The following is a 14,315-nucleotide window of genomic DNA, read 5'->3' as shown; positions in this document are numbered from 1 at the left end:
GGCTCAGAATGATCCTTATTGCTGGTCGAAGCGTTTCTTATTGCTGGCTCCTACAGCTAGCTGCATAGATAATCGGGCTTTCGTGTTGCTGTCGATAAATGGTCTGCAATCTCGTTGTCGGCACTATTTCAGAATAAAGCAAGTCTCGTAGTACCATTCCAGCCCCGACACTGGGTAATTGGTCAGAGTCTCCTACTAAAAGAATTTGGGTTTTTGGTGGTAAAGCTTTCAGTAGGGAATTGAACAGGAATATGTCCACCATTGAAAATTCATCAACAATCAGCCAATCAATAGCAAGGAGATTATGCTCGTTATAGTGAAAGGTTTGCCCAAGTCCTTGCCATTGAAGTAGACGGTGAATGGTACTTGCTTCCATCCCTGTAGCGTCTTTCATCCGGTTGGCAGCTTTCCCTGTGGGAGCTGCAAGAGCTATAGTTGCCCCAATGGATGTCAACCATTGCACTAAGGTTTTTAGCACATGGGTTTTGCCGCGTCCAGGACCGCCTGTAATTATACTAATCGGATGTCTAACTGCCATGAATAAGGCACTGATCTGTTCATTGCTCAAGCGTGAGAGTTCGCGATAGTCAGCCGATTCAAAGTCGGCTAACCAGTGTTCTAGATGTTCTGTCGAGTAAGTTGGCTGATTAATTAAATTTTTAATTTTTAACGCTACGGAGAGTTCAGCGCGGTAGGCAGCTCTTAGATAAACACTATTGGCAATCTCGCCATAAACTAAAGTTTGGTTCTCAATTAACTGAAGAAGAATGGTACTTAAAGATTTATAGTCGGGTGTGTGGTCAGGACGCTCTAACAAAGATACAGCACGTGCTAGTAATTGGGATTCAGGCAGAAAACAATTGCCCTCACTCAAGGCGTCCTTCAAAACATGGAGCAGACCTTTAGAGTAGCGAGTTTCACATTTTACCGACATACCGAGGGACAGCGCTAACTGATCAGCAGTTTTAAAGCCGATGCCCTCAATGTCATCAATTAGCTTGTAAGGGTCGCTTTTGAGTACTGCTGAGGTTTTGTGTCCGTAATGGTCACAAATCTTTAAAGTTAACCTCAATGATGTTCCCACAGCCAAAAGCTGGGCAATAGCTGCTCTTGTAGGATTGGCTTTACTTTCTGACCAAACTTTGGTAATTGTAGCGATTCGATATTTACCAAGTCCGGGGATTTCCTCAAGTCTTTCTGGATTGGTATCTAACACCAATAAGGTGTCAGAGCCAAAGTAATTGACAAGAGTTTGGGCAGTTTTTTTCCCGATTCCACGAAAAAGTCCACTTTCTAAATACTGCTGGATTTCGACCAAGGTAAGAATAGGAAGTTTATCGACTTTAGGGAACGAAATCATGAGTATTTAGCAGTTGAAATCGTCAGATGTGGTCGAGAGAGCGTAAATTGAGAAAAAGCGTCAAAAAGAAGGAGTCAGAATTGAGAATTCAGAATGCAATTAGTGGGGGCTTGAACCCACCACGAAGAAAGTTGACCACCTTTTCAAAGATTTGGTGGGGGCATTACCCCATGACTCATCCACCAGTCGCACTTTCCTTCATTCTGACTCCTGGCGACTGACACCTGAGTTCTTTCTTGGTCATCAAAATCAATTCACGGGCTGAGCGCATTATTAATTCAGAATTAATTTGACTTTAGCGTTTAATACCACTCGCGTCTACAGTCATAAAACAATGCTTGCGAATATAATCCAAAATTGTAAGTACTCATGTGACAGAAACCAAAGCCTCCCGAGCAGGGGCAGGGGGAAAGAGGATTATCAGAACTTTGCGGCGCTTTAAATAATACATTTAAGCAGCAAAGCGCTCCGTGGAAAATCGGTGCGCTTTGTTAACGTACTACAGCTTAATGCAATATCGATTGCTTTCAAGGTAGTACTCGTATTGCAGTTGTCAGAGCCTTCTAAATTTCTTTACACTGCCACAGAATGAATTTGGGCACTTGTTATTTAGAGAGTCCTCCTAATCTCTTGGTCAAAAACGACTTGAAACTCTGAATTAGGGTTGTGACGCTTCAAAATGCTAGAGTAGGCAATTGCATCGTTACGATTGCGGAATCGCTCAACACACACGTGTTGAGCCGGTGGAATCAGTCGGAAAACAGCCCAGGGTTTTAGAATGGTTTGATTTATAGTCATAGTATTCGTGAAAAAATGGCACCAGTAGAGCAAATACTGGTGCTTTCGTTTTGAAAGCGGTACGAGTTTGAAATCACGTATGCACGTGATACGTCATCTGCTAATATTTATTGCACGTGCATGACGACCCAGTCAACTGCACGTGCAATAATTGTGGAGATTCATATCCATATGCCGTTAGAAAATGAACACCCCACACAAAACCATCAACGCTACCCTAAGGATGACTCAGTCCGATTGGGATGCACTTCAAGTAAAAGCCCAACAAATGGGGATGACCAGAACACAATTTCTGATTCAGATTGCCAGAGGGGAGATCCCAGTGGAGAAAAAAGCATTACAAGTGCAGGAGCAGCAACTGCTGGGAAAATATTAGAGCAGCTCCAAGAGCTGCAAGCGGCACACCTCAAATATGTTGATGCTGACAGACAGCGGTTGCAAGCCCGATTGAACGAAACCGATGAGCATCGGAGAAAAATTGTTGCTGATATGCAACGCTTGGAAGGTCAAATCAAAGAACTTTTAGCTGAATCAGGTACTGAGATTTCGTAGAGCAGCAGCTCAGGACAATATCGGAATTTTGTATCACAGTAGTTGGACAACTGGTTATGTTGAGGTGGGAACCGGAGGGCGATTGCGCGGAGCGCACGCTTGAGAGCGAGCGCCAAAAATTGCCCCTCGCTGCTCTAGGTCACGCTTTTGGCGGACATCATATAAGTTAAAAAAGCCCGCTTTGGGGCGGGTGAAACAAAAAGGGATTTATTAGCTGAATTGAATATGGACTGTTAGTTGTTAAATTTTCTTGATGCTTACCTCCGAACTGTAATAATTTAGATGAACGTGGTGATAACTACCGAACTCCAACTGTGACCAAAAGAGGATTTTTGTTCCAGGAGTTGCCTACAGGCACAGCACTGGATTGTGCAACTGGCTTGTGCTTGACGATATCGTAGACCGCTTCCAGTGCCGACTCAATGGAACCTTGTAACCATGCGGGGAAGCGAGAGCAATGTTCGCCAGCAAAGAACAAAGTGTTTTGGGCTCTTTGCGCTGAGAGGTAATTCTGAGATTTATCAGCGTCATCCCAGTGAATTGTGCATCCACCAGCACTCCACTTGTAGTTACCCCAAGCAATGGATGCTTTGTCCACTATCACACCAGGTGTATTCAGTTCAGGATGAATCTTGCTTACAGTGTTTTGGACGTAATCAAAGCGCTCAGACTCAGACATCATCCCCATGCGTTGAGCATCGTCACCGATGGTGTAGCTAGCCAACATCACGCTACCATGCTCAGGATTGAACTTTACGCTAGGGTAGTATGTTTGACGCACACCTTCACCACTGAAAGAAGCACCACCTTTGATGCCTTGTTTATCCCAGAAAGCCTCGCGAGTGTGAAAGGCAACTTTCGTTCCGGGACAGTAAACGGTGTTGTGAATTGAATCGAGTTTATCATCATCAAACCCGCTCAATTCCATTTTGCGTAATACACTGAAGGGAATGGTGCATAGTACATAATCGCAGTTTTTGGTGTGCAACTGTCCATTTTCCTTGTAGGTGATTTGGACAGAATCTTTTTGTACGCGCAGAGCGACGATTTCTTGATTACACTTGATAGAACCTTTGATTTCAGCTGCCAAACGTTGGATGAGTTGGTCCATCCCACCTTTGAGTTGCAACAAGTCGTGGCTGGTTTCTGTCATGATGTCGCCGAGGAAAATATCCAATCCTTGAGAACACTTTGCCCGGAAGCTTGGGTTTTGTCTCAGGAATGAGTGCAAGTCAATCGTTTCGCCGTCTTCGCTAAAGTAGGGGTTTAAATCTAAGCGCTCTAACTCATCCATCAAGTGAGAGTTCAAGTCGCGTTCAAAATCAGAACGGAGATTACCAGGAGCGATAGTATTAATAATAGTTTTGAGCCAAGCTGCAAAGGCGCGAGTTCTTTCACTGTAGCGAGTGTCACTGAAAATACCGCCTTCTGTTTGTTGCAGAACACCAGGTGCGTCTTTCATTTTCAGCACTTGTCCGTTGATGTTCATCATTGCGTTGCTTTCCTCAAACACTGTCATAAACTTACACAGTTTGTCAGACAGTCCCATTTCATGTACGTAGTGCAGAGTCATTTCGTGGTCGTTTGGGATACGCATTGCTCCCAGTTCGGCGTAGGGTGCATCAGGGGAGTTACCAAAGCGGTGTGTCCATACCCGTCCACCGATGCGTGGGCTACCTTCCATAATTTCGACTTCATGTCCCAGGCGCTCTAGCTCATATGCTGCTACTAAACCTGCGATACCTGCGCCCAGTATCGTGATCCGTTTGCCTTTTTGAAAGTTTACCAGTTGGAATTGCTCAAGTAAAATTTTGGTGTCCATTGTTCCAGCTTCCCTTTTTTGTTTGTGTGGCGGCGGTTTTGATTTCAACCGCCTCTGTTCTTTCATAAGGGGGACTAGAAATTTTTATGCACTTTTGAAGTGCCAACTGTTGCGTTTTACAAATGTGAAGAAGAAAGGCAAGCGTACGCAGTTTGACCCCCGGCTTTGCACATAATATTTCATTTTTTGACAGATCCCATTTCTCAAATATCTATGTAGCAAGCTTTTTAGACTTTTATACCCGTTGAACTCAAGTCGCTTTAATGGGCGAACAGCCCAACCCTTGGGACGTACTACCGCCCTAGGTTGCGATGAGCCGACATCGAGGTGCCGAGAATACATGACTCATTGCCATCCATGAACAGCGTCACGAAAAAGTACTGCTTTGTACAAAATTGGCTACGTACGTGACTTGATCCATTGCAAGTACCTCTTCACAAGTTGTACTTGGGTGGGCGCACCGTTTCCTGGCAGGGTTGAACCGAGTTACTTTAGATGCAGAGTAAAGAGTTCAGTTAAATCCGCTCTGGAACTGAATCTTACTGCGAGTGCCAAGCAGAACTCTCTGATTTCAAAATAAACCCAATCACTCGGTACAACAGTCATCGTGAGGTCATGTATGCGTCACAATAAACTTGGTGTGTTTTTCCCTATCGCTCTGGTTGCAGCTTGCACTTCTCAAATGTTTCTCTCTAGCCCATCTTTCGCAGGAACAAAAAACGTAGCCAGTGTTGCTCGCACCTCAGCCGTCGCAGCTAACCCAACTTTAGACAGACAAGTACCTTCGACTGCATCCTTGGAACAACAAGTGATTGCCGAGATGAACAAGGTGAGAACAAATCCCCAAGCATACGTCTCTATCTTAGAAAACTACAAGCAGCGCTTTCAAGGAACACGAGTTCAACTTTCTAATCAAGGGGCGTGAGTATCAATGGAACAGAAAACCGGGATAAGAAAATAAAGTCAAAAATATAGGCAAAATCTCAACCATGTATATACATAGATGAAAACCTTGTCTTGACATTGATTAAGACTTGTTACCATGTATATACATGAAAGAATCGTTACAAAACTTAGGAACAGAAAACCGGGATAAGCTCTTTTTCCTCAAATTAATTCAAAATCAACGCGTGCAGATGGGTCTCTTAAAGGACGCCATTCTCCCTGTTCTATAGTTTCAGCGAGAGAAAAATGATACCGCCCTAACATATTTATGTGCTTGCGCCCCAGCGGAGATAGTCTTGCAACGTCTGACGGTAAGACCTGTTGATTAATGGAACGCAGTTTAGAGATAGCTGCATCCATATAGTAAGTATTCCATAACACAATCACATTGACAACCAAGCCCAATGCTCCAAGTTGTTCCTCCTGTCCCTCACGATATCTTTGCCGCAACTCTCCTTTTTGCCCGTGAAACACAGCTCGCGACAAACTGTGACGACTCTCGCCACGGTTGATTTGGGTCAGGATGCGACGGCGGTAACTTTCATCATCAATATAGGACAGGAGGTATAAAGTTTTAGCGATTCGACCTAACTCAGCAATAGCCTTAGATAAGGTTGAAGGCTGGTTACCTCGTTGTAAAGAACGCATTAAGTCTGTTGCACTCACAGTTCCCAATTTGAGAGAACCCGCTACTCGCAATATATCATCCCAGTTATTAGCTATGAGTTCAGTATTTATCTTATTTTTTGCTAGTTTATCCAATGCTCCATAAATAGCGTTATTGTCTAATCGCCAAAGTCTTGAATCTCCTATATCTGCAATCCTAGGACTGAACTGGTAGCCCAACACCCAAAATAAACCAAACACAACCTCACTATAACCTGCCGTGTCGGTCATGATTTCAATTGGTCGCAAGCTGGTTGTTTGTTCGAGTAATCCTGACAATAAAAACAGAGAATCCCGTAGGGTACCTGGAATGACAATACCGTGAAAGCCAGTAAACTGGTCGGACGTAAAGTTGTAATAAGTAACACCTCGACCAACACCGAAATATTTACTATTGGGTGCAGCATTAATGGTTCTTACAGGCACACTGAACCGTAAACCATCGGCGGATGCAACCTCGCCTCCTCCCCAAATTTGTGCTAAAGGAATGTGGGTTTGAGCATCAACGAGTCTGGAGTTAGCGCGAATCAGGGTTTCGCTGCGGAAATAGTTTTGCTGTACCCATGACAACCGCCCACGTGTCAATGCTGGCACTTCCGAGCGTGTCAATGGTTCCAACCCAATATTACAAGCTTCCGCCAACAGCACTGCACAAATACTAATGTGCAAATCTAGTACGCGACTTCCGGCTTGACTTAAATGAGTAAATTCTTTCGTAAATCCAGTCCTGGCATCAATTTCCAATAACACTTCTGGCAAGTCCACTCTCGGTAACATTGCTGCCACTTGACGAGTGAGGGTTGTTAAACTAGGTGGGTCAACAAGTTTATCTAATCCCGTCAATACTAAGTGCTCCTTACCGTCCTTAATATCAATACGTACAGCTGCATTGTCTTGAAAATTAGCAGCAGTACGGTGATAAGCTTCATCAAGTCGGGATTTTAAAATTTCTAGAGTTTTATCAAAAGTAGGTTCGAGGTCTAAAGTACGACATATCGCCCCACGTTGCGCTGCCCAAGCCTCATCCGATAAAAGTTTGGCACGGGGGTCGCAATAACGTTGACTTTTGACAACAAAAACATCACGGCGTCGCAACGCAGACCGTAAGCATTGAAGAACGCAGAACGTATAAGCCTTACGGTCAATGACTCCTCTATCGTTTATAACTAACCGCTTCCATGCCTTAGTAACGACTTTTAATGGTGCAACACTCATATCTGGTCGTTTATAACCCTCTATATCACGTAAAAAATCGAGTGCTTCTAAGATTGGTGTAGCGGAATCCATCCCAGAAAACTCGATTTTTTCTAAAAGAGTTGGTAAAAAAATCCGCACATATCGCCACCGGGACAGAATCGTGTCTAGCAGTTCATCCTCAAAAGGACGTGCCAATGATTTTACCTTCTCTACGGCGAGTAATAATTTATCACGGCTGACGCGTTCAAACGCTTCAACCCTAATACCTGCATCTTCATAGTCAGCATCAAGTATGACTTCGACTGCTGATGCTAATCTCAATGCGGCGGCATCTAAATCTTTCAATGTTCGCAAGCGTTCGTCTTGTCCTTCACGCTGTGATTTTGCCAATAAACCTTTGATGAGTAAATCAAGCAAGTCAATCACATCATCGGTAGCAGTGTATTCCAATTCATGAATAAACGTCATTAAGGTCGCAATTCTTTTGGCATCGGGCATTCGAGCGATAGATGCCGTCCTAGACGCCGCCGCGTAGCGGGCTAAAAATTTGATGCGCGTCGCTGGGATTTTAGATAAATCTATATTTCCAACACCAACTGCTCGGATCTCCAGGAGCCGATTTATCCCTTCCACTAGGGATTTGGCACTGACGCGAGTGGGAGAATGAGACAAACGGTCTAATATGGAGTATCGCTGGTTCTCTGGTATTAGTAATAGTTTTTCTAAACAAGTAATTTGTTTTTGATTAGGAAGTTGAGATAAAACTTTCCACAGATGGTTTGCAGCTCTTTCCCTGACTGATGCAACCAACCGTGCAAGTACGCTAACTCCAGGCAGTAGAACTCTTTGCTCCACAAGTCGGGCAGTAGTCAAGTCAAATAGCATACTTTGAGATTCCGTACTCAACATTGCCCTTTGGTACAACCAACGTACCAATCTCCAATGAAAGGGTTGAGCATGGAAATCAATGTACCCGTAACGTTGTTTGATTAATGCTGTATGTTCCCACTTGGTTTCACAGTTGCGGTAACGTGACAAGCAAGTTGTGTCTTCAATACCTAATTGTTTGGCTAAAAAGTCAATGACAACTATTGGTACATTAGTTGGGTCTGTGAGGAAAGTTCCTAAAAAACGTACAGTGCATAACTGTAAAGTTAGACCTAAACGGTTATGGTTACCCCGACGTTCCTTGATTAATTTCAAGTCCAGATTATCAAGATAAAAATACTTCGCCAGTTGTTCTGGTGACGGTTCTCCGGCGTAACGACCATATCTTTTTTCCTGTTCTGCACTTAAAAATTCAACGGGCATTTATGTTAATATTAAAACAATAAAATTATTGAGTATTTCCCGACAAGTGTTTGTAGGGCTCTCCACAGTAAGGACAGAACCTAAATTTCAACGACAGAATTGGTTCGTTACAACTAGCACATTTATCTCTCAATTTCGCACCGCAAGCAAAACAATACTTTGACCTTTGTGTCGTCCACATTGGGTCAAGAGTTGTTCCTGGTGTCCAACATTTAGGACAAAATTTTAAGAGAGTCACCTGTTCAATTGGTACTTGTTTAACTACTGCATCAAGATATTCTTGAGGAATATTCAATGCCGCAGCTAGTCCGGACTTGGCTTTTTGATTGAGTCGAGATGTATGACCGGACTCAATCTTACGAATAGTCTGGATATGTACCCCAGCTTTTTGACTTAGCTCAGCCTGAGTTAGAGCTAACTCTGAGCGGACTCTTTGGATGTAACATCCCAACGGTTCTGTGGGCTTTGGAGCCACCGACCCTGATAAAACGCTCATAAAAGTATACCCTTTTCGATACGATTAATAATAATTTAATCCTTATATTTTGTCGTCAAACATTAGCTACCAATCATTAAATGGGTATTACTTTAGCATCATTAGCTACACAGTTTTTGGAGCGTCCCGGACTTTCTCAAAACACTATTGATTCCTATGAATCAACTTTAATGCCTCTGCTTAAGCTTTATGGTCGGTGGTCAATTGAGATTATTGATAGAGATATCTTAGTTGAATACTTAAGTAATTTGGATGGCATAAAATTTACTACTCATCACCGCCATCAAGCGGTAATTACTGCATTGTTTAATTTTGCTGTTGAACAGCGTTTACTCAAATCAAACCCGGCTTCTCAACTAAAACGGCGTAAACCAAACCCCAAGAGAGGAGAACACAATTCAGAACAAGAAGTACGCTATCTAACGTCACAGCAATTAGAGCTTCTCTACCAAGCAGTAAAAAAAGATGCTCGAATGGATGCATTAGTACATTTATTACATAGTAGTGGAGCAAGGATTGCGGAGATACTTAGTTTAAATTTAGATGATTTAGATGATGATAGACGTAGATTTCAGGTAATTGGTAAAGGTAACAAACAACGCTGGTGTTTTTATAATGACTCTACGCGAGGGAGTCTTTTCAACTACATTAAATATTACCGCTACAATTGCAATCCGGCTTTATTTACTGCCCAAAAACCACAAAATAACTCGTGTTCTCGTCTTTCCTACGCTCGTGTTTATCAGTCTTGGATTCAAATTACTAGTCATATTCCAGAACTTAAAGGTACTCGTTTACACGACTTACGGCACACTTGGGCGACTGAGCGCATGGGGATACTACAGATAGAAGAACTTAGGGCTTTAATGGGTCATGAGAAAATTCAAACTACCCTTCGTTATTCCAAAGTGACCTCACAACGTGCAGAAGAAGTCGCACAACTCGCCTTTGAGAAAATCAAAAATTATGGAGAATAGTAAACCACGTTTGCTCATCGCAATTTACCAACAGTATCAGGTTTATTACCCAAATGGTAGAAAAGCACTTTGACAGTCAAGAGAATAGACAATACTCTTGAGTGTCAAAATATGGGTTGACGCTGCGAACCGGGACAAAAAATGTCATAAGTTACACTATTTCTTGAAACTTTCACAGAGAAAATCCTTAGTACAACTCGCCGCCGCGAGTAAATATCTCTATCACCTCACTTCGAGTTATATGGTTTCTCTCTGCTATCTCATAAAGCTTCTCCCAAGCCTCGTCTGTTAGGCGAATAGACCTTAACCGTTTTTGAGAATCGGAGTAATCTGTTTCAAATTTACCATCTGGTGTACGAGGTCGCCTTTGGGATTTCTGTCTTGTTCCAGAGTACTGATCCATATTTCTATGTATATACATGGTAAAGAAATTCTATCATGTATATACATGGTAGGAGGGTTAATTTTTCATTGCTTTTTTCTTATCCCGGTTTTCTGTTCCATTGATACTCGCGCCCCATCAAGTGCTGATGCAAACAATAGAAGGAGTCAAAGCCGTTGATGAGGCGATCGCATTTCTCAAGGATGCAACTCCTGTTGGTGCTTTAACAACATCTCAAGGAATGTCTATGGGTGCAAGAGACCATGTCAACGACAACGGTGCAAAAGGTGCAACAGGTCATACTGGAAGCGACGGCAGTAACCCATCTACTCGCATGGACCGCTACGGAAGCTGGGAATCTAAAGCTGCAGAAAATATCAGCTACGGTCAAAGTACAGCTCAAGACATCGTTATCCAGTTAATTGTGGATGATGGAGTGGCGAATCGCGGTCATAGAAAAAACATCTTCAACTCTGCTTTTAAAGTCGCTGGAGTTGCTTTTGGAAATCATGCTAACTACAAAACAATGTGCGTGATTAACTACGCAGGCGGATATCAAGAAAAATCAGTTGCACTGAATTCTCGTAACTAGGTGTAGTGAACTGCAAACATAAACACTTCAAACCGCTTGCCAAGGCATTTTTGAAACCACATTATCTGCAAATAAAGTTCTGCTCAAAACCCTTTTGAGTGAATCTTCTCACCCGTGTGCCTTTGAAACGCTGCCACTGCAACAAGTTTTAATCTGACTTTGACCGTTATCTTTTTGGCGGAGCGATCGCCCAAAGGGCGGCTCCTGTGGAGCATCACCTACGGCGGGTGCAGAGCACCATCGCTTACGATGCCCAACATTTATTTCTGAAATCGAAAACTCACAAAAAACCCCATTTACGGCTATACAAGCAATTAAGGCAAGTGCCCTTAAACCATTTTTGAATCCAACTTCTCACGACCAAAAAAGCCGCTAACGGTTTGCTGTCAAAGCTTGTGGCTTTTAGATTAAACATAATTTCTCCCAATGTAGAATGGCTGCGCTTGACAAATAGCAAAGCGCGCTTAAACTGAAAGGGCTCCAAGATACACCGACGTTACAAGGGATTGAGCCGAGATACGTGTAAAAAAGTGCCACTTCGCCTGAAAGCATTGTCCTGTCTATATTTCAGTCCAAGAGAATTTTGCATTGGTAATATCTGCTAACTACTATTAGCAGATGAAAATAGGCTCCAAAAAGGGTTTTATGTCTGCTAATGCTCCTCAAAACCCCCTAAATTCATGTCTGCTAAGGTAAGTGGCACTTTTTTACAGCTATCTCGGCTCGACCCCAATACTACCAAGGCGGTGGACTTTGCGCTCTATATTCAGAATCTAGATCTGGGTGCGGTAATCGCGTACAAAAGCGTATTTGCAGCAATTGCAAATACTATAGCAGCGAGGAATCGTTATGTTGTGCGGTTCACCCGGAGGGGTGCAGTGACAATTGTCTGGATTGGGAATCAGAAAACTAATTACCGATGACTAATGACTATTCATTGTGCTATCAATACAAAAATTTGTGTGAGGAGATAAAGTTGATTGAAATTTGGCTAGATGGTCGAGGTGTCGGCAAGGCTCGCCCAAGGTTTGGACGGGGCGGCGTTGTCCATACAGCACAGCGATATGGGGAGTGGAAGCGTAATGCCATCTTGCAGATGAAAGCGTTGAGCCTACCACCAGCACCAATTCCCGCAAGGGTTGATTGTACCTTTGTCAATTTTTTCAGCAGCGACTCTGACAATCTGATTGGCTCCGTATTAGATGCGTTGGTCGAATCGGATATTTTGCAAAACGATTCATCCGGGTATGTGGTCGCATCGACCGGAACTTTTGCCAAAACCCGAAAACATAGAGGGCAGGACAGACCAGTTGGTATTTTAATTCGGATTACTCCTGCACAAATTGAGTACTTGGATCTCTCAGTCGCAAGCACTGTTTCACAATCAGTAGCTTGATGCCAACAGAATAGGCATTTTGGCACAAGAGAAAATTGAGTGATGAGTAAAGTGGTGCAATGCCAAACTGCGAGAACAGAACTTTGCACTTCTGTTTGTGCTAAAAGTAACCCCCAGTGACGTGCCGGGGGTTTTTGTTTTGAGACTCCAAGCCACTCAGTATTATGTGAAGTCACAGTACAAAATCACCGAAAAGCAGGAGGTAGCGCCTATTCTACCTGTCAAAGCTGATATCAGTGATAGCATAAGCAGATTTTATCAATCGCGGCTAGAAGCCGTATTCTTGCGTAGGGGCGAGTGACGACAACTGATAAACGGTGGTTATTTCGTGCGAGTGCCAACGGAAAATCAAGGCTTTGGGGCAGATAAACTGTTCGTAATTAGCCGCATAATAGGAACAGTAGTCAATTCCCAAAGAAATGCCAGTCACGCCAGTCCGCAGAAAAAATAAGGATTATAGGTCACGAGAGTATCTTACAGCTGGTGAGATTAACAGGTTACTCTTGACGGCAAAAGTTTATGGACGCTATCGAGAAAGAAACGAAGCTTTGGTGCTAATGATGTTCCGCCACGCGCTTAGGGTGACAGAAGCTTGTGAAATGAGATGGGATGCTATCTCACTATTGGATAAAGAAATTTTCATTACTCGCAAAAAGGGGAGTGATAATGGGGTGCATCCACTCCCTATAGATGAGGTGGAAGCTTTGACAAAGCTTCGACAGCTTAACCCGAAGAATCCTTACGTTTTTGTTGGGGAACGAGGGGAACCGCTGACGCCCGCTGCTGTGCAAAGACTTTTGACTCGACTTGGTGCGGCGGCTGGGCTAAATATCAAAGTGCATCCGCATCAACTAAGACACGCTTGTGGTTATTACTTAGTTAATGCAGGTTATTCAACTAGGTTTATTCAAGATTTTTTAGGACATCGGGATATCCGACATACGGAACGATATACCAAGCTCAACTCAAGGCGCTTTGTCACAATCGATTGGAACCGAAAAGAGGATTAACGCTCGGGGGCGATAAAATGTTAAAGCTAAAGTGATTACAAAAGGGCATTAAGTACACTGAGATATATTCATGCCAGGGTTATTTCATTCTTCGTCAACCCGGCAGGAACTCAAGTTCCACAGCGAGTAGCTTAAGCCGATTAAAACTGACTAAAATTCGCGCGTAGCGTTTTTTCTTTGGGGTCATTAGGCAGTTGCATTTTGAGGACGCGATAACAGTGTTGTCTACACACCCCAGTACGGGCACGGCATGCCATGCCCCTACAAACACCATATGAAACTTGTTACTTGCCTTGTGTCCGTTTTCACTCAAATATTGCAGCAGTTGGAATAAGACGATTTTTGTTTTTTGTTACGATAAGCATCGCCCACCATTAACCCAAATCTCTATTTATATGACCAAAAGCCTCTTTCTAGATTAGAAAGAGGCTTTATGGTTGTAAGAATAATCCTGGCACCGAGCTATTGTCACAGGCAGCTACCCGCCAACTATCGTCGCCACAGCAGCGTTTCACAACTGAGTTCGGGATGGGGTCAGAGTGGTTCCACCGCGCCATAGGCACCAGGAAAAACAGTGGTCAGTTACCAGTGACCAGTTACCAGTGACCAGTTACCAGTTATCAAAATACTGTTAACTGATAACTGTTAACTGATAACTGATTCAAAACCCTGAAGGCTGCACAGTAACGCGAATTGTACCAATTGTTCATTCAAAACTATCGATTCAAATTCTTTTTTTTTGAATTTTGAACTTTGAATTTTGAATTGTTGAAGTCAAGCCCTCGGTCTATTAGCACGGGTTGGCTGCGTA

The 14,315-nt window shown here is 43.3% G+C and carries 12 protein-coding genes, 1 rRNA gene, 1 pseudogene and 1 other annotated feature; of the genes and pseudogenes, 7 read left to right on the top strand and 7 right to left on the bottom strand.

The window, feature by feature from the left end; all coding sequences use genetic code 11:
• Positions 1-37: 37 nt before the first annotated feature.
• Positions 38-1,360: an AAA family ATPase gene (locus ACM0OZ_RS45455; protein ID WP_414589561.1), complete on the bottom strand. Its 1,323-nt coding sequence runs from the start codon at positions 1,358-1,360 to the stop codon at positions 38-40.
• Between the two features lie 609 nt (positions 1,361-1,969).
• On the bottom strand, positions 1,970-2,158 hold the full coding sequence (locus tag ACM0OZ_RS45450) for a hypothetical protein (protein ID WP_414589560.1): 189 nt from the start codon (positions 2,156-2,158) through the stop codon (positions 1,970-1,972).
• Positions 2,159-2,342: 184 nt separating this feature from the next.
• Here ACM0OZ_RS45450 and ACM0OZ_RS45445 point away from each other — a divergent pair, with 184 nt between their 5' ends.
• On the top strand, positions 2,343-2,534 hold the full coding sequence (locus tag ACM0OZ_RS45445; protein ID WP_414589413.1) for a plasmid mobilization protein: 192 nt from the start codon (positions 2,343-2,345) through the stop codon (positions 2,532-2,534).
• A 474-nt stretch (positions 2,535-3,008) separates the two neighbouring features.
• Here ACM0OZ_RS45445 and ACM0OZ_RS45440 read toward each other — a convergent pair whose 3' ends face one another.
• Positions 3,009-4,532, bottom strand: coding sequence for a flavin monoamine oxidase family protein (locus ACM0OZ_RS45440; RefSeq protein WP_414589559.1), 1,524 nt, complete (start codon positions 4,530-4,532; stop codon positions 3,009-3,011).
• A gap of 219 nt (positions 4,533-4,751) precedes the next feature.
• Positions 4,752-4,861: a sequence feature (23S ribosomal RNA rRNA prediction is too short), on the bottom strand.
• Between the two features lie 290 nt (positions 4,862-5,151).
• Here ACM0OZ_RS45440 and ACM0OZ_RS45435 point away from each other — a divergent pair.
• Entirely contained in the window at positions 5,152-5,457 is a 306-nt protein-coding gene (locus ACM0OZ_RS45435; protein WP_414589558.1) for a hypothetical protein, read from the top strand.
• 182 nt (positions 5,458-5,639) lie between these two features.
• On the opposite strand, the gene ACM0OZ_RS45430 is transcribed toward ACM0OZ_RS45435, so the two are convergent.
• Positions 5,640-8,651: a Tn3 family transposase gene (locus tag ACM0OZ_RS45430; RefSeq protein ID WP_414589557.1), complete on the bottom strand. Its 3,012-nt coding sequence runs from the start codon at positions 8,649-8,651 to the stop codon at positions 5,640-5,642.
• Between the two features lie 25 nt (positions 8,652-8,676).
• A complete protein-coding gene (locus ACM0OZ_RS45425; RefSeq protein WP_414589556.1) occupies positions 8,677-9,147 on the bottom strand; it encodes a double zinc ribbon domain-containing protein in 471 nt (156 codons plus the stop codon).
• A gap of 80 nt (positions 9,148-9,227) precedes the next feature.
• Between ACM0OZ_RS45425 and ACM0OZ_RS45420 the strand changes: the two genes are divergently transcribed.
• Entirely contained in the window at positions 9,228-10,124 is an 897-nt protein-coding gene (locus tag ACM0OZ_RS45420) for a tyrosine-type recombinase/integrase (protein ID WP_414589555.1), read from the top strand.
• A 187-nt stretch (positions 10,125-10,311) separates the two neighbouring features.
• Here the strand turns inward: ACM0OZ_RS45420 and ACM0OZ_RS45415 are convergent, their stop codons facing one another.
• On the bottom strand, positions 10,312-10,527 hold the full coding sequence (locus ACM0OZ_RS45415) for a transcriptional regulator (RefSeq protein WP_414589554.1): 216 nt from the start codon (positions 10,525-10,527) through the stop codon (positions 10,312-10,314).
• A 121-nt stretch (positions 10,528-10,648) separates the two neighbouring features.
• Between ACM0OZ_RS45415 and ACM0OZ_RS45410 the strand changes: the two are divergent.
• The 4 genes and pseudogenes from ACM0OZ_RS45410 to ACM0OZ_RS45395 all read left to right on the top strand — a co-directional run.
• Positions 10,649-11,098 (top strand): annotated as a pseudogene (locus ACM0OZ_RS45410) (CAP domain-containing protein); the annotation flags it as partial.
• Positions 11,099-11,778: 680 nt separating this feature from the next.
• Positions 11,779-12,021, top strand: a complete 243-nt coding sequence (locus tag ACM0OZ_RS45405) for a hypothetical protein (protein WP_414589553.1) — start codon at positions 11,779-11,781, stop codon at positions 12,019-12,021.
• Positions 12,018-12,494: a hypothetical protein gene (locus ACM0OZ_RS45400; RefSeq protein ID WP_414589552.1), complete on the top strand. Its 477-nt coding sequence runs from the start codon at positions 12,018-12,020 to the stop codon at positions 12,492-12,494. Before ACM0OZ_RS45405 ends, ACM0OZ_RS45400 begins: the two co-directional genes overlap by 4 nt.
• A 419-nt stretch (positions 12,495-12,913) precedes the next feature.
• Positions 12,914-13,504: a tyrosine-type recombinase/integrase gene (locus tag ACM0OZ_RS45395; RefSeq protein ID WP_414589551.1), complete on the top strand. Its 591-nt coding sequence runs from the start codon at positions 12,914-12,916 to the stop codon at positions 13,502-13,504.
• A gap of 449 nt (positions 13,505-13,953) precedes the next feature.
• On the opposite strand, the gene rrf is transcribed toward ACM0OZ_RS45395, so the two are convergent.
• A 5S ribosomal RNA gene (gene rrf / locus ACM0OZ_RS45390) occupies positions 13,954-14,071 on the bottom strand.
• Positions 14,072-14,315 lie beyond the last annotated feature (244 nt).

It is taken from the genome of Scytonema sp. PCC 10023 (assembly GCF_963920835.1).
Classification (GTDB): Bacteria; Cyanobacteriota; Cyanobacteriia; order Cyanobacteriales; family Nostocaceae; genus Kalymmatonema.
This window is presented reverse-complemented; position numbering and strand designations above follow the sequence as displayed.